This is a genomic window from uncultured Helcococcus sp. (genome assembly GCF_946998255.1).
In the GTDB taxonomy this organism is placed as follows: Bacteria; Bacillota; Clostridia; order Tissierellales; family Peptoniphilaceae; genus Helcococcus.
In genome coordinates, this window is the sequence record NZ_CAMPYN010000020.1 from 1 (window position 1) to 20,546 (window position 20,546).

Annotated in this window: 20 protein-coding genes and 1 other RNA gene; 17 read left to right on the plus strand and 4 right to left on the minus strand. The window is 30.7% G+C overall.

What is annotated here, in order from left to right; genetic code table 11:
- Positions 1-1,479, plus strand: a 1,479-nt coding sequence (locus Q0U66_RS02760) for a hypothetical protein (protein WP_297377230.1), incomplete at its 5' end; no start/stop codon positions are given.
- A gap of 10 nt (positions 1,480-1,489) precedes the next feature.
- On the opposite strand, the gene Q0U66_RS02765 is transcribed toward Q0U66_RS02760, so the two are convergent.
- The 4 genes from Q0U66_RS02765 to Q0U66_RS02780 all read right to left on the minus strand — a co-directional run bounded on the left by Q0U66_RS02765 (position 1,490) and on the right by Q0U66_RS02780 (position 4,275).
- Entirely contained in the window at positions 1,490-1,978 is a 489-nt protein-coding gene (locus Q0U66_RS02765; RefSeq protein WP_297377232.1) for a hypothetical protein, read from the minus strand.
- 1 nt (position 1,979) lies between these two features.
- A complete protein-coding gene (floA, locus tag Q0U66_RS02770) occupies positions 1,980-2,984 on the minus strand; it encodes a flotillin-like protein FloA (RefSeq protein ID WP_297377234.1) in 1,005 nt (334 codons plus the stop codon).
- A 2-nt stretch (positions 2,985-2,986) separates the two neighbouring features.
- Positions 2,987-3,478 carry an NfeD family protein gene (locus Q0U66_RS02775; protein WP_297377237.1) on the minus strand — a complete coding sequence of 164 codons (492 nt, stop codon included), beginning with the start codon at positions 3,476-3,478 and terminating at the stop codon, positions 2,987-2,989.
- A gap of 182 nt (positions 3,479-3,660) precedes the next feature.
- Positions 3,661-4,275: a hypothetical protein gene (locus Q0U66_RS02780; RefSeq protein ID WP_297377239.1), complete on the minus strand. Its 615-nt coding sequence runs from the start codon at positions 4,273-4,275 to the stop codon at positions 3,661-3,663.
- A 180-nt stretch (positions 4,276-4,455) separates the two neighbouring features.
- On the opposite strand from Q0U66_RS02780, the gene Q0U66_RS02785 reads away from it, so the two are divergent.
- From Q0U66_RS02785 to Q0U66_RS02860, 16 genes are all read left to right on the plus strand, one after another.
- The gene (locus Q0U66_RS02785; protein ID WP_297377270.1) at positions 4,456-5,412 is read left to right on the plus strand and encodes a PhoH family protein; all 957 of its coding nucleotides are present in this window, start codon (positions 4,456-4,458) and stop codon (positions 5,410-5,412) included.
- 4 nt (positions 5,413-5,416) lie between these two features.
- The gene (ybeY, locus tag Q0U66_RS02790; protein WP_297377240.1) at positions 5,417-5,866 is read left to right on the plus strand and encodes an rRNA maturation RNase YbeY; all 450 of its coding nucleotides are present in this window, start codon (positions 5,417-5,419) and stop codon (positions 5,864-5,866) included.
- Entirely contained in the window at positions 5,863-6,612 is a 750-nt protein-coding gene (locus Q0U66_RS02795; RefSeq protein WP_297377242.1) for a diacylglycerol kinase, read from the plus strand. The genes ybeY and Q0U66_RS02795 overlap by 4 nt, the downstream gene beginning before the upstream one ends.
- A 7-nt stretch (positions 6,613-6,619) precedes the next feature.
- Positions 6,620-7,507, plus strand: coding sequence for a GTPase Era (gene era / locus Q0U66_RS02800; RefSeq protein ID WP_297377244.1), 888 nt, complete (start codon positions 6,620-6,622; stop codon positions 7,505-7,507).
- On the plus strand, positions 7,494-8,246 hold the full coding sequence (gene recO, locus Q0U66_RS02805) for a DNA repair protein RecO (RefSeq protein WP_297377246.1): 753 nt from the start codon (positions 7,494-7,496) through the stop codon (positions 8,244-8,246). Before era ends, recO begins: the two co-directional genes overlap by 14 nt.
- 10 nt (positions 8,247-8,256) lie before the next feature.
- The gene (gene glyQ / locus Q0U66_RS02810; RefSeq protein WP_297377248.1) at positions 8,257-9,141 is read left to right on the plus strand and encodes a glycine--tRNA ligase subunit alpha; all 885 of its coding nucleotides are present in this window, start codon (positions 8,257-8,259) and stop codon (positions 9,139-9,141) included.
- A complete protein-coding gene (glyS, locus tag Q0U66_RS02815; RefSeq protein WP_297377250.1) occupies positions 9,134-11,206 on the plus strand; it encodes a glycine--tRNA ligase subunit beta in 2,073 nt (690 codons plus the stop codon). Before glyQ ends, glyS begins: the two co-directional genes overlap by 8 nt.
- A 2-nt stretch (positions 11,207-11,208) precedes the next feature.
- Positions 11,209-12,006: a pyruvate, water dikinase regulatory protein gene (locus Q0U66_RS02820; RefSeq protein ID WP_297377252.1), complete on the plus strand. Its 798-nt coding sequence runs from the start codon at positions 11,209-11,211 to the stop codon at positions 12,004-12,006.
- A gap of 43 nt (positions 12,007-12,049) precedes the next feature.
- Positions 12,050-13,834 (plus strand): DNA primase, encoded by a 1,785-nt coding sequence (dnaG, locus tag Q0U66_RS02825; RefSeq protein WP_297377254.1) that lies wholly within the window; start codon positions 12,050-12,052, stop codon positions 13,832-13,834.
- Positions 13,835-13,843: 9 nt separating this feature from the next.
- The gene (gene rpoD / locus Q0U66_RS02830) at positions 13,844-15,874 is read left to right on the plus strand and encodes an RNA polymerase sigma factor RpoD (RefSeq protein ID WP_297377256.1); all 2,031 of its coding nucleotides are present in this window, start codon (positions 13,844-13,846) and stop codon (positions 15,872-15,874) included.
- 116 nt (positions 15,875-15,990) lie between these two features.
- A complete protein-coding gene (locus Q0U66_RS02835) occupies positions 15,991-16,674 on the plus strand; it encodes a class I SAM-dependent methyltransferase (RefSeq protein WP_297377258.1) in 684 nt (227 codons plus the stop codon).
- Positions 16,656-17,435, plus strand: coding sequence for a Nif3-like dinuclear metal center hexameric protein (locus tag Q0U66_RS02840; protein WP_297377260.1), 780 nt, complete (start codon positions 16,656-16,658; stop codon positions 17,433-17,435). The genes Q0U66_RS02835 and Q0U66_RS02840 overlap by 19 nt, the downstream gene beginning before the upstream one ends.
- A 556-nt stretch (positions 17,436-17,991) precedes the next feature.
- On the plus strand, positions 17,992-18,801 hold the full coding sequence (locus Q0U66_RS02845) for a hypothetical protein (protein WP_297377263.1): 810 nt from the start codon (positions 17,992-17,994) through the stop codon (positions 18,799-18,801).
- A 70-nt stretch (positions 18,802-18,871) separates the two neighbouring features.
- An RNA gene (rnpB, locus tag Q0U66_RS02850) (RNase P RNA component class A) lies at positions 18,872-19,210 on the plus strand.
- Positions 19,211-19,239: 29 nt separating this feature from the next.
- Positions 19,240-19,665: a dUTP diphosphatase gene (gene dut / locus Q0U66_RS02855; RefSeq protein ID WP_297377265.1), complete on the plus strand. Its 426-nt coding sequence runs from the start codon at positions 19,240-19,242 to the stop codon at positions 19,663-19,665.
- A gap of 48 nt (positions 19,666-19,713) precedes the next feature.
- Positions 19,714-20,546, plus strand: an 833-nt coding sequence (locus Q0U66_RS02860; RefSeq protein WP_297377267.1) for a DNA glycosylase, incomplete at its 3' end; no start/stop codon positions are given.

Sequence of the window (20,546 nt, forward strand, 5' to 3'; positions counted from 1 at the left end):
GAAGAATTTTTAACTTATGAAGATCCAAGCCAAGCATTTCCAAATATTGAAATAAAAGAATATGAAGGACACCATGGAGACCACGACCATGATCATGACCATGATCACGACCATGACCATGATCATAAAGAAAGCAAAAATAGTGGTAAAAATATTTTTTTAGGAAGCGGTTCTACAACTAGAGCTGCTTCTAATTCTGTAAAAAAGAAATCTACAAATGAAACAAAAGAAAAAGTGATAAGAATAGCAAAACATGGAGACCATTACCACTTATATACAAACAAGGGTAATGAGTATATAACTTATACAAATCCGAGTTCTCAATATCCTGGTATAAAAATTGAAACATACCATGGTAGTCATGACCATTCTTCTGTGGCTAAAAATAATAAATCTAATAAAAAATTAAAAAAGAATACAAGTTCTACAAATACGAAATCAAATAATAAAACTTTAGCTAACAAAAAAGCTACTAATTCTAAAGATGATAGAAATGAAAGAATTAAAAATCTAAAAATTACAAATATTTTAGGTAAGGCTAAGGTAAATAGATTTGATATAGTTAAAATACTTCAACATGGTGACCATTATCACTTATATGATTCTAAAGGTAATGAGGGGATAGCATATGAAAATCCTAAAGACCTATTTCCAAATGCGATATTTGGAGAATATAAGGGAAACCATGGCGATAAAAAACAAACTGATAATAAAGAAAAAAATAATATAGATAAGAAACCAGAGAATCAAGATCATAATCACGACCACAATCATGACCATAGCCACGACCACAATAGTGAAGGAAAATTTGAATGGCCAAAAGGTGTTACAAGAATTTGGCAACATGGAGACCACTATCACTTATATATAAACGAAGAAGAAATAGCTATAGTTCATGAAGACCCTAGACCTCATTATCCAAATGCTGAATTCATAGCAGATGATTCGGATGCGAATAAGGATATCGAAGTTAAAGATTCTGAATTATTTACTTATGACTCAATAAGTCCAGAACTTCACAAAGGTGTAATTCCTTACCTAGATGACTTAAAAAATATGACTGATTTTGGTAGCTTAAAAAATACTGATTTACCTGTATATGGTACAAAAGAAAGGGAAGATATTTTTTACTGGTTACATGGTGGACATTATCATGCTATTAGTATTAAGCAAATCATACAAAACTCTAAAGCTGGAAAATATAATGGTTATACTGCTAAAGAAGTTGTTGCTACAGTAAAATATTTACTAAATAACGACTATGAAATAGAAGAAAAAGAAGTTGATTTTGATAAAGCACAAAAAGTAAAAGATTATCTAATAGACCAATACAAGGCTGATCCATTTGATGTAATGCATATAGGCAATTTGATATATGTTACAGATCCAAAAACTTCAGACCAATATACATTTAATTTAGATGACTTTGAAATTAAAAATAATCAAGTTAAATATAAAAAAGAATTTCCAGGTAAATAAAGAAAAGGGGCTATTTTTCAACAGCCCCTTTTTTTTCAAAAATTGTACTGTAGATAAATGCATTTCTTGCACCACTTCTACTTTTCAATATATTTTTATATTTTTTTGTATTTTTTTTCTTTTCTAAATTAGTAAATTCCAAACTATCATTTTTTTCTCTTTGAAGAGTTTTAACTTCTGCATTCCTTTTAGTCTCTTTATATCTTCTAAGTCTTTCTTCGATAGGAATATCTTCGATATTTTTATTTACATCTGCTTCAATAAGAGTTTGAAATTCAGTCGGATTTTCCCTTTTAATATTTGTTTTTACAGAAGATTTTTTACCTGATTTATAGTTTTTATTCTTATATTCTTTTTCTATTCTTTGTAAAAATTCTTCCGCCTTTTTACCATTTTTATTTATTCTATCTTTTCTAGCCTTATCTGATTTTAGCTGTTCTGATACAACTTCATTCCCAATCTCTGCAAGTTTAGATAAAAGATCTATTAATAAACCCATATTATTCCCCCTCTGTTGGGTCTAATTCATCACCTGCAATAGAATTTCTCATATCAGTGTCAGCTATAACATTTTGTAATTTATAATAATCCATGTATCCCATCTTACCTGATTTTAATGCTTCAGCTAATGCAAGTGGAACTTCTGATTCTGCTTCTACTACTTTTGCTTTCATTCGTCTTACTTCTGCTTGCATTTCTTGTTCTTGGGCAACAGCCATAGCTCTTCTTTCTTCAGCTTTTGCTTGAGCTATCTTCTTATCTGTTTCCGCTTGGTCAGCTTGAAGTGCAGCACCTATATTTCTTCCAACGTCAACGTCTGCTATATCAATAGATAAAATTTCAAAAGCGGTACCTGAGTCTAAACCTTTAACAAGAACATTTTTTGATATGATATCTGGATTTTCTAAAACTTCTTTATGTGTTGTTGATGAACCTACTGTAGTTACGATACCTTCACCAACTCTTGCTATGATAGTTTCTTCACCAGCACCACCAACTAATCTATTTAAATTTGCTCTTACTGTTACTTTTGCAATAGCTCTAATTTCAATACCATCCATTGCTACCGCTGCAATTGTTGGCGTTTGTATAACTTTTGGATTTACAGATATTTGTACCGCTTCGAATACGTCTCTACCTGCCAAATCTATAGCTGCTGCTTGTTCAAATTCAAGATCAATGTCAGCTCTTTGAGCTGCAATCAACGCATCCACTACTTTACTTACATTACCACCTGATAGATAATGCGCTTCTAATTCATTAATATTTATTTTAATTCCACCCTTTGTTGCTTTAATAAGTGGATTGATTATTTTAGAAGGGATTACTCTTCTCATTCGCATACCAATAAGTGTGCCAAGTCCTACTTTTACACCTGAGAATGCAGCTGTAATCCACAATCCAACAGGAATAAATCTAAAGAAAATAGACACAAACATTATTACTAGTATTGTAATAATTCCTACGCTAAAAAATCCACTATTGTCTAATAATGCTAAAACCATAATTATCTCCTATTTATTTTACAATATAATGTGTTTCCTTCAACTTTATCTACAATCACTGTGTCTCCTTTATCAATAAAGTCTCCATAGCTTGTTGCTACATATACCTTTTCTTCAATTTCAATCTCGCCATAAGGTCTTAATGTTTTGTTTACAATACCCATCTTTCCTATTAAATCTTTCGTATCTAAATTTGGACCATTTCCTTTAGCTTTAGACAAGTTAGTATTTAATACTATTTTATTAGTATCCATGTTTTTTACGAAAGACTTCACGAGTATAAAATCTAATATTAAAGTTATAAATATAGATATTAAAACGTACATAACAACATTTTCAATATTACCAGCTGCAAGTATTGATTCAAATATCAGATACCCTCCAGTTATACCGAAAATTCCACCAGGTACGAAAATCTCTATTGAAACTAAAGTCAACGCAATAGTTAACAGCAATGTAAATAGTACTGGGTTTGTTATAAACTCTTTAAGCATACAACCTCCTTGTAATATGGGATTATCTTAATAAAACTTTAATCCACTTATACAGCTTAATTATACCTTAAAATCAATATATCAAGCAATAAATTAATATTATTTTATTTAAAAAGTTAAAAAGGTAGTGTATCAGAAATTTAGTCATTCTGACACACCACCTTTGTGAATATAAATATTTTTTAATAAGCGTATTTTATATCAGCTTCACCAGAAACTTGAGAAGCTATTATTTTCTTTGCAGCTTCTTTGTATTCTTCTGGGCTATCATTTTTGATTAAATTATTATCGCCTAAAATATTTTCTCCATTAAACACTACAAATACGCCAGTAGTTGATTCTTTATAATAAACGGCATTACCAATTTTATTTTCACCATATCTTACAATATAGCCGATAGAATCTTTAGTTTCATATTTTGCAATGGCTTGTAGGTGTTCCTTAGGAAATTGGTTATAGTTTAAGTCATCGCTTTCTATAAGAGTAACTGAATAATCTTTTAAGAAATTTTGCATTTCAGTAGTTAAATCACTGTTTAACTCTTGTGCTTCTGATTCCTTTACTTTAATTTCTTTTGATTTAGGATTGTCAGCTCCACTTTGATCATCTTTAACAACTATATTATTTCTAGTTTCATTTTTGCTTTCTGCTTTTGTTTCTGTCATAGTTTCTTTAACAGACTCTTTAACAGATTCATTGACAGTTTCTTGTTGAGTTTCTTTTTGTTTTTTGTCAGAACATGCAACAAAAATTAAACTCAAGGACAAGATTGACAATATGATTTTGATTTTTTTCATATTAATCCTCCTATTATTCTAATATGTTAGCATAAATAGGATTTAAAATAAAGTATTCTAACTTTCATAAGTTTATAAATTCATGGACTTATAGTATAATACACATATAAATATGACTAAGTTTGGAGGCTAATTATTAAAAAAATATATTATGATATAAAAGACGAGCAAGCAGTAAGAATCTTGTTTGGAGATTTAGATAAAAATATAAACTTTATAGAAGAATCTTTTGGAGCTAGGATTAAACTCGATGATGGTAGACTAAAGATAAAGGCGGATGAAAACTTGTTGCCTATGATAAGCCATCTAATTGATGTTTTATTTGAAATTATTGAAAGTAAAAATACTCTAAGCATCGAGGATGTAAGATATGCTATCGAGATGGAAAAGAAAAATAATAGTGATAAGATAAAAGATGCTCTAAATGATGTAGTAGTAACGACTTATCAAGGTAAACCTATAAGACCAAAGACCATTGGTCAAAAAAAATATGTGGATATGATTAGAAATAATGGTGTTGTCTTTGGTATAGGACCAGCCGGTACAGGGAAAACTTATCTTGCTATGGCAATGGCTATAGAAGCTTTTAAAAATAAAGAAGTAAATAGGATTATACTTACAAGACCAGCTGTTGAAGCTGGAGAATCACTTGGTTTTTTACCTGGTGACTTACAAGAAAAAATAGATCCATATTTAAGACCTCTTTATGATGCCTTGTATGAAATTATGGGACCTGAAACCTATCAAAAATTGATGGAAAGAGGACAAATAGAAGTTGCTCCTTTGGCTTATATGAGAGGTAGAACCCTGGACAATTCCTTCATTATTTTAGACGAAGCGCAAAACACTACTGCTGAACAAATGAAGATGTTTTTAACCAGGATGGGTTATGGCTCAAAGGCTATTATCACTGGTGATATCACCCAACTAGACCTTCCAAGAGGTAAAAAATCAGGTTTAATTACAATAAGGAAAATCTTGAAGGGTATAGAGGGGATAAAATTTATAGAATTAGATAGTAGTGACGTAGTTAGACACCCTCTAGTACAAAGAATTATAGAAGCTTACGATAAATACGACCAAGAGATGCAAGAAAAATATGAGCTTAGAAATAAAAACAAAGAAAATAAGGAATAGGTAAATGGATATTCTTATAAACAATGACAATGAAGATATAAAAATATCTGATAATATGTTAAAAAAAATCGAAGAAGCTTTAAAAACTGCCTTAGATTTAGCAGGTTATGGTCAAGATTACGAAATTTCTATATCGGTTGTTAGTCCAGAAGAGATAAGGGAGTTAAATAGAGAATATAGGTCTGTAGATAAGGAGACAGATGTATTATCATTTCCCTTGTTTGAAAGAGGACAAATACCGAAATCTGGTATGCTTGGAGATATAGTTATTTCAAGTCAAAGAGTAAAAGAACAGGCCAAGGAATTCAACCATAGTGAAGAGAGAGAATTTATTTACCTTTCAATTCATTCTTTACTTCATCTTTTGGGCTATGACCATATAGATGATGAGGATAGGCTAGAGATGAGAAGTAAAGAAAAAGAAATAATGAAAAAATTAGGTATATTCAAATGAAATCATATGATGATGAAGAATCAAGAAAAGTAAAAAATAATAGCAAGATAGTTGATTCTTTTAATAATGCTATCAATGGAATTATCGAGAGTATAAGTACAGAAAGAAATATGTTCTTTCATATGTTTATGGCTTTTTTTGTCATAATACTAGCCATGATATTGGATTTTACTAGGCTGGAATTGATAGTCATTGGTCTGACAGTTGTTTTTGTTTTAGTTGCAGAATTATTTAATACTGCAATAGAAGTTTTGACTGATTTGACTACGGACAATAAATACCATGAACTTGCAAAAAAAACGAAGGATATAGCAGCTGGTGCAGTTTTACTTTCTGCTATAGCTTCTGTTTTTGTTGGTTATCTATTGATATATCCTAAAATAAAAGACATGATAGAAAAAGGCTCTATTCAATTTAAAGCTATGCAAAATGTTGAACATATGATAGTTATTTCCATAGTAGTAACTTTGATAGCTGTTCTTTTGTTGAAAGGGATATTTTATAAAAAAGATACCAGCCACCTATTTGGAGGTAGTGTATCTGGTCATTCAGCCTTAGCTTTTAATTTATCAACAATAGCAACGATTTTAGCTGATAATATAACACTAATTGTTATTGTTAATATGCTTGCTATAATAGTTGCGGAATCAAGGTATGAAGCTAAAATTCATAGTCTAAAAGAAGTTATTTTGGGATCTATTTTAGGAATATCGCTAGCTTTATTATTATTTATGAAATTTATATAGGAGACATATGTTTAAATCAGGATTTATAACAGTTGTGGGTAGGCCAAATGTTGGAAAATCAACCCTACTTAACGGTGTGATTGGTGAAAAAATTTCAATTATTTCAGATAAACCACAGACTACCAGAAACAAAATACAGATGATATATACAGATGATAGGATGCAAGCCATATTTTTAGATACTCCTGGCATTCAGATGCCTAAAAACAAGCTGGGTGACTATATGCTAACTGCATCTAAATCTACATTAAATGAAGTTGACTTGATAACATTTATGGTTGATTTGAGTGAAGATATAGGAAGGCTAGACCAGTATATTTTAGATGAATTAGCTGGTATATCAACTAAAAAGATATTACTAATAAATAAAATAGACTTAGCAGAGGATGAAAAGCAAATACAAGAGTTGATTGGAAAGTATGAAAAAATGAAAGCTTTTGAAAGAATCATTCCTATTTCAGCCTTGGAAGAAAAGAACTTTGACCAATATTTTGATGCCGTATATGACTTGCTTTCAGAAGGTCCTATGTATTATCCATCAGACTATATTACAGACCAACCTGAAAGAAATATAATTGCTGAAATAGTCAGAGAAAAGGTGTTGAGAAATATGCACCAAGAAATTCCTCATGGTATAGCTGTTGAAGTTTTGCAGATTAGACAAAGAGAAGATCGAGACTTATTAGATATTGATGTTAACTTATTTGTTGAACAAAATTCCCACAAGGGAATGGTTATAGGAAAAGGCGGAAGCATGCTTAAAAAAATAGGTAGCGAAGCTAGACAAGATATTCAAAATCTAATGGATTCAAAAGTTAACTTAAATATTTGGGTTAAGGTTGCAAAAGATTGGAGAAAAAAAGACTTGAGGTTGAAAGACTTTGGATACATATAATTTTAAAGGCTTAGTTTTTAGGTCGGTAGATTACGGGGATACAAGCAAAATAGTAACCGTACTTACTGAAGATAAAGGTTTTATCTCTCTAATGGCTAGGGGGGTAAAAAATCCAAAATCGAAAAAGCAAAATTTAGTTGCAAGCTTTACTGAAATGTATTTTGAAGCCAACAGGTCTGGAGATTTCTATTATTTAAAAGATGGGGAAATTATTAATGACAATTTAAATTTAAGACAAGGTCTTATAAACATATACCTGGGTCAATTATTTTTAGATATTGTTGAAAGGACATCTATTAAAGACCAGGTAGAAAAAGATCATTATTCTCTATTAGCCAAATCTTTATCGGCTTTGAATAATAATAGTAACAAAGAAGATATTCTCAAGATTGCTAATATGTTTTTAATAAAATATATATCCATGATAGGCTATAAACCATCTATATTTTCTTGCTTGAAATGTAAAAAAAGAAAGTTCAAACAAGTGTATTTTTCAAAAGAGTTAGGTGGAATACTATGCCAAAACCATTATACAGAAAATGCTATTAGACTTAGTTTTGAAGAATATCAATATTTAATTGATATTTTATTAGGAGTTTTTGAAAAGCTTGGTATAATAGATGGTGGAATAGATCAGGTCAAGATTTTTAATTTAATAACTGATTTTATATTTTATAATTTAGATATAAAGCTTCCGGCTTCCTTAAATATGTTCAAGAAGCTTATAGGAGCTAATTAAAGGAGTAAGAATGAATTTACAAGAAATGATGGATAAGTTAAAGTCCTTCTGGGCTGAAAGAGGTGCTGTAGTCCTCGAACCTTATGATGTGGAAAAGGGTGCAGGTACTATGAATCCTAATACATTTTTAAAATCATTAGGACCAGAACCTTGGAAAACTGTTTATGTAGAACCATCAAGAAGACCATCTGATGGTAGGTATGGTGAAAATCCCAACAGATTATACCAACACCATCAGTTACAAATTATATTAAAACCAACACCAGAAGACATCCAAGATATCTATCTAAGATCTCTTGAAGAGATTGGTATAGATCCAAGTATTCATGATATTAGATTTGTTGAAGACAACTGGGAATCACCAACTTTAGGAGCTTGGGGCGTTGGCTGGGAAGTTTGGCTAGATGGAATGGAAATTACACAGTTTACTTACTTCCAACAAGTAGGGGGAATTCCTTTAGATATAGAGACTGGTGAGATTACAATGGGAATCGAAAGATTAGCCATGTATATTCAAAATGTTGATTCGGTATACGATTTAAAATGGAATGATGAAATCACCTATGGTGACCTATTCAAAGATGCGGAATATGAAAATTCTGCTTACGCCTTTGACCATGCAGATACTAAGATGTTATTCAAAACTTTTGAAATGTATGAAAAAGAAGCTGAAAGATTATCTGAATTAAAATTAGTATTACCAGCCTATGACTACACTTTGAAATGTTCTCATATATTCAACACCCTAGATGCTAGGGGAGCCATATCTCAATCTGATAGAAACAATTATATTTTAAAGGTGAGAAATTTAGCAAGAAAAGTAGCGGAAAACTATTTAGAAAAAAGAGAAGAACAAGGATTCCCGTTATTAAATAAGGGGGAAAGTAATGAGTAATTATTTATTAGAAATTGGTGTTGAGGAGTTTCCTGCTAAGCACATTCCTAGTACAGAAAGCCAATTAAAAAATAATTTGGAAAAAACTTTATTAGAAAATAATTTTACTTTTGAAAATATAAAGGTTACATCTACACCAAGAAGATTTTCATTATTGATAGAAAATATTGAAGCTAATAAGAGTAACCAAAAAGAAAAAATCAAAGGCCCTTCAAGAAAGATTGCCTTTGATGACCAAGGATTGCCAAGCAAGGCCTTACAAGGTTTTATGAGGTCTAAAGATATTAGTCTTGAGGATATTGTCTATGAGGAAGTAAATGGGGAAGAATACATTTATGCTGTTATAGTTAAGGAAAATAAAAAACTTGATCAGCTATTAAAAGAAAGTGTTCCGCATATAATTAAAAATATATCCAACCCTAGACAAATGAAGTGGGGTGGTAAAAACATAAGATTTTTAAGACCTATTAGGTGGATAGTGTCACTGTTAGATGATGCGGTTTTGAAATTTGATTTAGAAGGTATAAAAGTTTCAAATGTAACTAAAGGTCATAGGACTTTAGGATCTGACAACATTATAATTACCTCAATAGATGAATACGAGAGCTTACTAGAGGCAAATTATGTAATTATTTCAGAAGAAAAAAGAAAGAAAATGATTCTTCGAGGAATAAATAGACTTTCTAAAGAAATAGGTGGACACTATTTAGAGGATGCAGACCTATTAGAAGAATTAGTTTATATAAATGAATATCCAACAGCTTTCATGGGTAAATTCGATGCTGAATATCTAAAGCTTCCGAAAGAAGTAATTATCACCCCGATGAAAGACCACCAGAGATATTTCCCAGTTGAAGATGATGATAACAATCTTTTACCATATTTCTTAGGTGTAAGAAATGGGGATGATAAAGGACTAGACATAGTAGCTGCAGGTAATGAAAAGGTGCTAGTAGCAAGACTTGAAGATGCTAAGTTTTTCTATGAAAAAGACATGGAGAAAAAACTTGAAGAATATGTTCCAGAATTAGAACATGTTGGTTTCGTAGAAGGATTAGGTAATATGCTTGATAAAACCCAAAGACTTGAAAAGCTAGTCGAGACTTTAGGTGAAAATATTGAAAGTGGCTTAGATGCTATAAATATTTCTAAAAGAGCTGCTTATTTAGCGAAGGCTGACCTAGTTACCCAGACTGTTATAGAATTTACTGAATTACAAGGTATTATAGGTAGGGTTTTTGCAGAAAAATCAGGAGAAAGTCCTTTAGTTGCTAAGGCTATTGAAGAGCAGTACATGCCAGTAAAATCAGGGGCTGCTTTACCAGAAACTATCAGTGGTAGAATTTTATCCATAGCTGATAAATTAGATACCATTACAGGTCTTCATTCTGCTGGAATTGAAGTAACTGGTTCTCAAGATTTATATGGTCAAAGAAGGGCTGTTTTAGGTATATTAAATATACTTATAGAATACAAGATAAATGTAGACCTAAGAGCGATGATAAGCGAATCCTTATACAATTATGTAGATATGTTTGGGGAAAACTTTGAGTTCAAAGAAGTTAGAGATAAGGTTGAAAACTTTATTTTAGGTAGGTTTGAAAACTTACTATCTGAAAAGAGATTTAGATATGACATTATAGATTCTGTATTAGGCCAAAAGGATTTAAATATCAGAGAAATGTACAATAAAGTTGTAAGTTTAGATGAAATGGCTAAAGACGAAGAAGATTTTGAAGAGATAACTACTAAGTATGTAAGGTTAGTAAATATATCCTCAAAAGCAGAAAAATCTGAAATAGACCAAAATTCGTTATTAGAAGAAGATATGGATGTATACCATACTTTATCAGAACTTGAACAAGTAGATAAGTTAATAAACCGAGGAAACTTGGCAGAAATTAGAGGAATTTTAGATCCTATAGTTGATAAATTCGATGAGTATTTAGATAATACACATGTAATGGTAGAAGACGAAAACTTAAAAGCTAATCGTTTAGCGATGGTTAAGAGTGTTGCAGATAGAATATTGAAAATATTTGATCCAAGAAAAATAGTGAGGTAGGTATGTATAATTTATTTACTGTATCAGATTCAACAGGCGAAACAGTTAACCAGATAGCAAATGCTATATTAATACAATTTCCTAATTTAGAATTTGTTAAAAAAAGATTTTCAAATATAAATACTATAGAGGCTTGTCAACAAGTATTTGATCACTTACCAGAAGGGAAAACTATCATTTTAGTTACTGTTGCTAAAGATGAAATAGCAACTGAACTAAAAGAGTTAGCTGAGGGTATAGATGAAGTTTTGCTTATTGATCTATTAGCAAATTCATTAAATCAAATTGAGCAATTTACAAATGAGAAAGCTACTAGAGAAGCAGGATTGATCAGAGTTTTAGACAATGAGTACTTTGACAAAATTGAAGCTATAGAATTTGCTATGAACTTTGATGATGGTAAAAACCCAGCTGGTTTTTTAGAAGCTGATGTAGTTTTATTAGGTGTATCACGTACATCAAAAACTCCCCTATCAGTGTATTTAGCCAACAAGTCTTATAAAGTGGCTAATTTACCTTTAGTTCCAGAGGTAAATATTCCTAAAGAAATCTACAAAGTAGATCCTAAAAAATTGATAGGACTTATTATAGATCCTGAAAAGCTAAATGAAATAAGAAATGAAAGACTAGCTACACTTGGTTTATCCCTAGACTCAACTTATGCTCAAAATGAAAGAATTCAAAAGGAATTAGATTATGCAAAAGAGTTGTTTGATGAACTAGGTTGTGTAGTTATTGATGTGTCCACTTCTACAATAGAAGAGACAGCAGCTAAGATTGTGGAACATATAGAAAACTAATATATAAAAACTTGTGAAAGATATATAAAGAAATAGAGGTTTTATGGGATATATACCAGAAAATCAAATAAACGATTTAAAAGATAGGCTTGATATAGTGTCTATTATTTCTGAATATGTAGAGTTGAAAAGGGCAGGATCCAGTTTTAAAGGATTGTGCCCGTTTCATCATGAAAAAACTCCTTCTTTTTCTGTTAGTCCAGAAAGAAATACCTTCCATTGTTTTGGTTGCCACGAGGGTGGAGATTCTATATCTTTTATAATGAAGATAGAAAATCTCAATTATATAGAAGCGGTTAAGTTTTTGGCTGACAAGATGGGAATTACCTTATCGGAAGAAAATTATTCTCATTCTAAAACTCAAAAACGTCAAAGAATGTATGAAATTAATTCTTTAGCTGCTAAGTATTATATGAAAAACTTGCTTACCCATGATTTTCCACAAAAATACATGGAAGATAGAGGGTTACAAAAGAAAATATTAAATAGGTTCTTTTTAGGTTACGCCAAGTCTGGACAGAACAGGCAAAATGATGACCTTATGCAATACCTATTATCTAAAAATGTTTCCAAAGAAGAAATGTTAGAACTAGGACTTTTAACTGAGTCTAATGGCAATGTTTATGACAGGTTTGTAGAAAGATTAATATTTCCAATATTAAATAATAAAAACCAAGTCATTGGATTTGGTGCAAGGACCCTAACTAATTCCAAGATTAAATATTTAAATTCTCCCGAGTCTGAAATATTCAAAAAAGGGGAAAATTTATACGGGGTAAATGTTATAAATAGGTCTAGAAATAGGACTAAAATATTATTGGTAGAAGGCTATATGGATGTGATTGGCCTTTACAACCAGGGGATTGATTATGCTGTAGCAAGTTTAGGCACAGCTCTAACTCCGTCTCAAGCTAATCTTGTTAAAAGGTATGGACACAATATTATAGTAGCTTATGACGGTGATGAAGCTGGTATAAAAGCGGCCTTGAAGGCTATTGACGTCTTTAAAAACATGGAAGTAAACTTAAGTATAATGGAGCTGCCAAAAGGTCAAGATCCAGATGAGTTTATTATTAATCATGGTAAAGAAGCCTTTCATGAACTAGAAGACCAGGCTGTAAGTCCTATAGATTTTAAATTACAAAAACTTTATGAAAAGTATCCAAAGAAATTAGATTTTATTAAAGAAATTATTGAATTTCTTGCCGATATTGAAGGAAATACTGTTAGGGACCTTTATACAGATAAGACTGCAAAGTTTATAGGAGTATCTACAGAATCCTTAAGACAAGATGTTGATATCAGAAGAAAAGAAATATTAGCCAAAGAAGAAAGAAAAAATTCTGTAAATAGTTACTTTAACAATGATTTTGGGTATAAAGACAATAAGTATAGAAATAGGCTTGTAAATCCGGTAAATCAAAAAGAAAACTTGACTAAATCTAGAGATATCAAATTAGAAAAAGAGTTGCTTATTATGTCAATGATGGATAAGCAAAAGTTCGATCTACTAAAAGAGCATTCAGATATCATAGAAAATGAAGAGGTCAAGGAATTTTATTACGAAATTAATATGACTTATGAAAGCTCTAATCAAGCAGATGAGCTTGTAAATTCAGATTTGTTTAAAAGTCTAGATTTACTAAAAGATTATGAAGAAGCAAAAGATAGTCCTAAAATAGACCAAATGGTTGAAGAATTAAGGGACAGGATATTGCGATATAAGTTGTTATTAAGAAAAAAAGAATTGGAAAAGCTTATTAAAAACAATTCAAAAGATGAGAGTGTTTATTTAGAATTAGCAGATATATTAAAGAAATTGACTTGAGGAGGCAATGTGAAAGATAAGGATATAGAGTTAGAAGATTTAAGACTGTCTATTTTAGAAGAGGCTAAATCGATAGCTGAAGATAATAATGACACTATTTTAATATCTCAGCTAGAGTCAATTGAAGGGTATTCTGAACTTGAAGAAGATGATGTAGATAAACTTAGGAAAGAATTAACCCAACTTGATATAGACTTGTTAAAAGACATGTATGAAGTTGAAGAAGATGATCCTGATGAAGTTGATTATGATTCTATAATGGATAATGATGATGACGATGAAGAAGAGGATGATGAAGAACTAGTTGATGAAAATATAAGTGAAATAAAGGGCGCCTTTGTTGATGATCCTGTTAAGATGTATTTAAAAGAAATTGGTAAATTAAATCTTCTTACAAAAGACGAAGAAATACAGTTAGCAAGGGAAATGGAAGAAGGAGATATAGCTTATAAGGCCATAAATAATCTTCCTTATACCTTAGATGAAGAGGTTGAATTATCTAAAAAACAAATTTATTTCGACCTAGCTAAAAATTTACTATATTCAAATTCTTTATTAGAAGATGGGGAAGAGATTCCAAAAGAAAAACTAGATGACCTTAAATTTGCTAAGGCTTTTAGAGACTTTACAAATAAGGAAGAAAAAGCGAGCGAAGAAGAAAATATAAGACTGCAAATTCTAAAAGCTCTTAATGACATGATCGTAAATAGGTTAGATAAAGATGAGCCTAGTTTAGATCAAGTGAATGACGTAAGAGTGACTGTTGAAATGATCAAATCTGTCTTGTTCGATTTATTAATTGATGAAAACCACGAGTTAGAATTAGATCAAGTTAATGTAAATAGTTATGAAGATATCTTCAATTATGTTTTAAGTAATAGAGATAGAATATTGAAGCTATCAAGATCTCTTTCAGACAAAACAGATTCTGATGATTATTACCATGAAGAATTTTCAGATTTAGGTATAAAACTTTATACAGATGCTGATGATTTATCTACTGAAAAGAAATATCAAATATTAAAATATTATGTATATTCTGACGTGCTTATTAGGGAAAAGTATGATAAGGACAGTAGGAAGTTAATGTTCTTCGAAGAAGAAGCTTATAGTATTTTAGATATAGGTTTAGAAAAGATATTTAATAGACTTGAAGGTGGAGAAAACCAAGCAGATATAAGCTTATCAGTAGATGAATATGAAACTATAAAAAGAATCTACGAAAAAGGTAAGTTAAATGAAAAGATGATTATCTCTGCAGAATTAGATGAAGCAGATATAAAATATCTTAAAAAACTAAATAGGACTGGTGAATTAGCGAAAGCGAAATTAGCTGAAACCAACTTAAGATTAGTTGTTTCTATTGCGAAAAAATACGTAGGTAGAGGGATGTCATTCCTAGACCTTATCCAAGAGGGGAACTTAGGTTTAATGAAGGCTGTAGAAAAGTTCGACTATAAGAGAGGTTTTAAGTTTTCAACTTATGCGACCTGGTGGATAAGACAAGCTATTACAAGGTCTATTGCTGACCAGGCACGTACAATCAGGATACCAGTTCATATGGTTGAAACTATAAATAAATTAGTTAGAACTCAAAGGCAACTAGTTCAAAAATTAGGACGTAACCCTACCAATGCTGAAATTGCTAAGGAAATGGGTATAGACGAAGAGAAAGTAAGAGAAGTAAGAAAAATTTCACAAGAGCCTGTGTCATTAGAAGCTCCAATAGGTGAAGAGGACGATTCACACTTAGGTGATTTTATAGAAGATGAAAGAGCCCTTGCTCCTGAACAAGCCGCAGACCAAACTATGCTAAGAGAGCATTTAGAAGAGATTTTATCAACCCTTTCTGAAAGAGAGAAAAGAGTTATAGAATTGAGATTTGGATTAATTGATGGTGTACCAAAAACCTTGGAAGATGTAGGTAAGGAATTTGATGTAACCAGAGAACGTATAAGACAAATCGAAGCTAAAGCTATTAGAAAACTTAGAAGACCTGGTAAGGGTGATAAGGTAAAAGACTTCTTAGAAGGATTTTAATATTTAGGAAAAAGCCGCAAGGCTTTTTTCTTTTTTAAATATTGTCTAGATATAATTTTAAGCTTATGATATAAGTATATATGGTATTAATTAAGCTGAGGATGAGGAGTTAAGAAATGAAAAGATTAGATAAAATAGTATCTTTTGTAGGAGAAAATAAAATAGTTGCAGATATTGGATCTGACCATGGTATAACAGCCATAAAAATTTATGAAGAAAAAAATCCTAAAAAGGTTATTGCTACAGATATTTCTGCTCCTTCCTTACAAAAACTAAAAGATAAGCTGAAACATTCTGGATATGAAATAGAAACAATAGTGACAGATGGATTGAAAAATCTGCCAATGGATATAGAAGAGGCTGTAATTTCTGGTATGGGAGCAAATCTGATAGTAAATATTTTAAGAGGCAACTTGGATTTATCAAGGTCTTTAGAAAAAATAATTACATCACCAAATAATTCCCTTGAATACTATAGAAGATGGTTGATGGATAATGGTTTTACAATAATAAATGATGAAAAAATAGAAGACGAGGGCGTCTTGTATGATGTAGTTGTTATCAAATATACTGGAGAAAATACTAGCTATAATAGTGAATATGAGTATATGTATGGAAAAGATAATTTAGCAAATAAAAACCCATACACTATAAAAGAAATTGAACAAGAGATAGCTAGGAATCATGGAATCCTGGAAAAGTTCTCTGGAATAGATTCAGCTAGGATTACTGATAGAATAGAAGAGTTAAAAGTTAAAAACCAAAAGCTGGAGGAATTATTGTGCGAATTAAAGAATTAATAAATAGATTTGAACAAGACTATCCATTAGAAACAAGCGAGGATTGGGATAATTCAGGTGTTCAAGTTGGTGATGTGAATCAAGAGCTTAAAAATGTAATGGTGACCCTAGAAATTACAGCAGAAGCCCTAACAAAAGCGGTTGAAGAAGATGTTAACCTCATAATATGCCACCATCCGCTTATATTTCCAACTATATCAAATATAGACAAGGATAATTTCAAAGGATCAAAGCTTATTAATGCTATTAAAAATAACATAGTTATATATGCTTCCCATTCTTCAACAGACATGGCTGGTTTTAATGAATATATCTTTAATAGGCTAGGTTTTCAATCTGAGGGAAAAATTTTATATACCAATGAATCAAAGACCTTGGCTTATGGAGATTTTGCAAACAAAGAGATTAGTTTAAGACCCTTGGTGGAACAAATAAAAGAAAACTTGGATTTGGATAATATTGTAGTATGGGGAGATAAAAACAAATTCAGTAAAATAGGACTAGTGACCGGATCAGGTATGAGTTTTATAGAAGATGTCAAAAAACTAGGAATTGATTTATTTATCACAGGAGACATTGGCCACCATGATGCTATGGATGCCATAGAGCAAGGTATTACTTTAATCGATATTTCCCATGAAGGGTCAGAAAAATTTTTCACATATTTTGTTGAAAGAATACTTGATGAAGAATTTGAAGACGGACAAATAAATGTAATTAAATACTATAATGAAGATAAATATTTAAGAAAAATAATGTAAAAATGTTATTATATAAGAGTAAGGGTGAGAGTTTACAAAAGTGAAGACTTTTGTGAGCTCTTTTTGTTTTTTAAAATGATTATTTTGATAAAAAAAGAGTGAAGAGAATTTTAGAATTTAGTTGAATAAGTTTTGAAATCAAAAATTGATAATAACACTTATGGAAATGGAAAAAGTGTAAGTATAAAATTCGAAAAGTGGATTTAAAACTTATTCAACCAAGAGCAAATAAGTTTTAAAATCGAAAATTGAAAATAGCACTTACGAAAATGCGAAAAGTATAAGTATAAAATTCGAAAAGTGGATTTAAAACTTATTCAACCAAGAGTAAATAAGTTTTAAAATCGAAAATTGAGAATAAAACTTACGAAAATGGGAAAAGTGTAAGTATAAAAGTTAAAAAGTGGATTTAAAACTTATTCAACCAAGAGCAAATAAGTTTTAAAATCGAAAATTGAAAATAGCACTTACAAAAATGTAAAAAGTGTAAGTGTAAAAGTTAAAAAGTTAATTTAAAACTTATTTATATAAATTTGAAAGATATTAAGGAGATAAAATGAAATTAATAGAAGAAAACTTAATGGAAATAAAAAATAATTTAGAAGAAAATATCAAAACAATTGAATCTAAACTAGATAAAAATAACAAGGATAAGATATGGGTATCCAAGATAAATGGAAAAAGTCGATTTTATCTTTTATCTAATGGCGAGAAAAGATATTTATCTGATAATGAAGAAGATAAAAAGAAGTTTCTTATTCAACAAGAATATTATAGAAAGTTAAATCTACATAGTAAAGTTCTATTAAAGAAAGTAAATTCTATATTAAAGTATTGTGATAAAAATAAAATATTTATTTTTCAAGAAAATTTTCATCCGGTGAAAGTAGAATATATTGAACCAATAAATAAAAGTTGGAGAGACTTAGTTGAAGAATGGTACAAAACACCATACATTCCTAATGCTTATAAAACTGAAAATTTAATTATTCCTACAAAATCGGGTGTTCAGGTTAGAAGTCGTATTGAAAAAATAATAGCAGATTATTTATACGACAATAATGTTAAGTTTAAGTATGAATGCTCCGTATTTATAAAAAAGACTAAACAGACTTTTTATCCAGATTTTATGGTGTTAAATCCAAAGACTGGAAAAATCTTATTAATAGAATATTTTGGATTGATGGATAATGAAGAGTATAGAAATGATGCCTATAAAAAAATAAAAACTTATGAGGATGAAGGATACTTGCATGGCATAGATTTTATTTATTTTTTCGAGTCGAATGCACATCCCTTAAATCTAAAAAATATTTTTGCCTACCTTGATTTATATATAATTAATCCTCAGAGAAAATTATTATAATTTCTATTTGTAACTAAGTAAATTTCTATATCAATTGAAAAGAATCCCATTTTAAGGTAAAATATATAGGCAAGTATGTCAGATAATCGCTAGATATAAATATCTAGAGGAAAGTCCGTGCACCACACAGCAGAATGCCAGATAACATCTGGTGGAGGTGACTCCAAGGAGAGTGCAACAGAGAGATACCGCCTGGTTTCCAGGTAAGGGTGGAAAGGCGAGGTAAGAGCTCACCAGCATATAGGTAACTATGTGGCTATGTAAACCCCATTCGGTGCAAGATCAAGATAGGATAAAAGTCCTGCAGCTGGCAGGGCCCGGTAGGTAGATTGCTTGAGTCTATAGGCGACTGTAGACCTAGATAGATGATTATCTAATACAGAACACGGCTTATAGACATGCTTGCTATAACTTAATCCAAAACGATTAGGAGTGAGTATGAAATTAAAAATGATGACAGAAAAATTCAAACCTGCCTATGCTACAGAAGGTTCAGCGGGTTTTGATTTATATTGTAACAATAAAGAACCAATAGTAGTAGGACCTAATGAAGTGGCCAAGGTTCCAACTGGGATAAGAGTTTCCATTCCAAAGGGATATTTTGGTGCTGTTTATCCAAGGTCTTCCACAGGTATTAAACATAGGATCACTTTAGCTAATACAGTGGGAATCATTGACTCAGACTACAGGGGTGATATACAGATATTTTTTGTAAATAATTCTGATGAACCTTATACTATAGAACATGGTGAAAGACTTGCTCAAATGGTTATCCAACCTTATGTAAAGGTGGATATAGAATTAGTTGACAGTCTGGATGAGACTGAAAGAGGAGAGGGTGGTATAGGTTCCACAGGAAAATAAAGCCAAGGATTAAATATATATTTAATCCTTTTTTTATAAGGGGAGAATATGTATACAATAGAAACGATTGATGATGGAATTAAAGTTTCTGGTTTAAAGGATTTTAATATCGAACACATTTTTGAATGCGGCCAAGCCTTTAATTGGGAAAAGACTGAAGATGATACTTATATTATAGTTGCTTACAACAAGGTTATAGAACTTGAAGAAAAAGATGATGACTTATATATTTACAATAGTAATGAAGAAGATTTTGTGAATATCTGGCACAAGTACTTTGATTTAGACAGGGATTATTCTGAAATTAAAAAAGAATTAGCCAAAACCAAGGCATATAGTCTAAATGAAAGTCTTCAAGAAGCCATGGACTTTGGTTATGGAATAAGAATTTTACAACAAGACCAATTTGAAATGATAGTATCATTCATAATATCAGCTAATAACCAAATACCAAGGATAAAGAAATCTATAAAAATCTTATCTGAAACATATGGAGACTTTATTCAGACTTATAAGGGGAATGATTACTATGCCTTCCCAAGGGCAGAAGTTTTAGCTAAAGCAGATCCTACAGAAATAAAAGAAGTAGCTAGAGTAGGATTTAGAAATCAAAGGATTGTAGATGCTGGACAAGCATTTTTAACTAGACCAGAAGATTTCTCTCAAGATTTATCAGATGAAAAGTTGGGTGAAAACTTGATTGAACTCAATGGAGTTGGGCCTAAGGTTAGGGATTGTATATTATTGTTTGGCTACAATAGACCAAATACCTTCCCAGTAGATGTATGGGTAAAAAGATTGATGGAGACCTTATATATAGGATATGAAATTCCTAATAAAAAGATTTTAGAAAAAGGAACTGAATTATTTGGTGACCTAAG

Excerpts from the sequence above, each read along its gene's own strand:
- Q0U66_RS02820 (WP_297377252.1), top strand. The coding sequence starts at position 11,209 with ATGTATAATTTATTTACTGTATCAGATTCAACAGGCGAAACAGTTAAC.
- Q0U66_RS02765 (WP_297377232.1), bottom strand. The coding sequence starts at position 1,978 with ATGGGTTTATTAATAGATCTTTTATCTAAACTTGCAGAGATTGGGAAT.
- Q0U66_RS02795 (WP_297377242.1), top strand. The coding sequence starts at position 5,863 with ATGAAATCATATGATGATGAAGAATCAAGAAAAGTAAAAAATAATAGC.
- Q0U66_RS02775 (WP_297377237.1), bottom strand. The coding sequence starts at position 3,478 with ATGCTTAAAGAGTTTATAACAAACCCAGTACTATTTACATTGCTGTTA.
- Q0U66_RS02780 (WP_297377239.1), bottom strand. The coding sequence starts at position 4,275 with ATGAAAAAAATCAAAATCATATTGTCAATCTTGTCCTTGAGTTTAATT.
- dnaG (WP_297377254.1), top strand. The coding sequence starts at position 12,050 with ATGGGATATATACCAGAAAATCAAATAAACGATTTAAAAGATAGGCTT.
- Q0U66_RS02845 (WP_297377263.1), top strand. The coding sequence starts at position 17,992 with ATGAAATTAATAGAAGAAAACTTAATGGAAATAAAAAATAATTTAGAA.
- dut (WP_297377265.1), top strand. The coding sequence starts at position 19,240 with ATGAAATTAAAAATGATGACAGAAAAATTCAAACCTGCCTATGCTACA.
- era (WP_297377244.1), top strand. The coding sequence starts at position 6,620 with ATGTTTAAATCAGGATTTATAACAGTTGTGGGTAGGCCAAATGTTGGA.
- glyQ (WP_297377248.1), top strand. The coding sequence starts at position 8,257 with ATGAATTTACAAGAAATGATGGATAAGTTAAAGTCCTTCTGGGCTGAA.
- glyS (WP_297377250.1), top strand. The coding sequence starts at position 9,134 with ATGAGTAATTATTTATTAGAAATTGGTGTTGAGGAGTTTCCTGCTAAG.
- floA (WP_297377234.1), bottom strand. The coding sequence starts at position 2,984 with ATGGTTTTAGCATTATTAGACAATAGTGGATTTTTTAGCGTAGGAATT.
- Q0U66_RS02835 (WP_297377258.1), top strand. The coding sequence starts at position 15,991 with ATGAAAAGATTAGATAAAATAGTATCTTTTGTAGGAGAAAATAAAATA.
- ybeY (WP_297377240.1), top strand. The coding sequence starts at position 5,417 with ATGGATATTCTTATAAACAATGACAATGAAGATATAAAAATATCTGAT.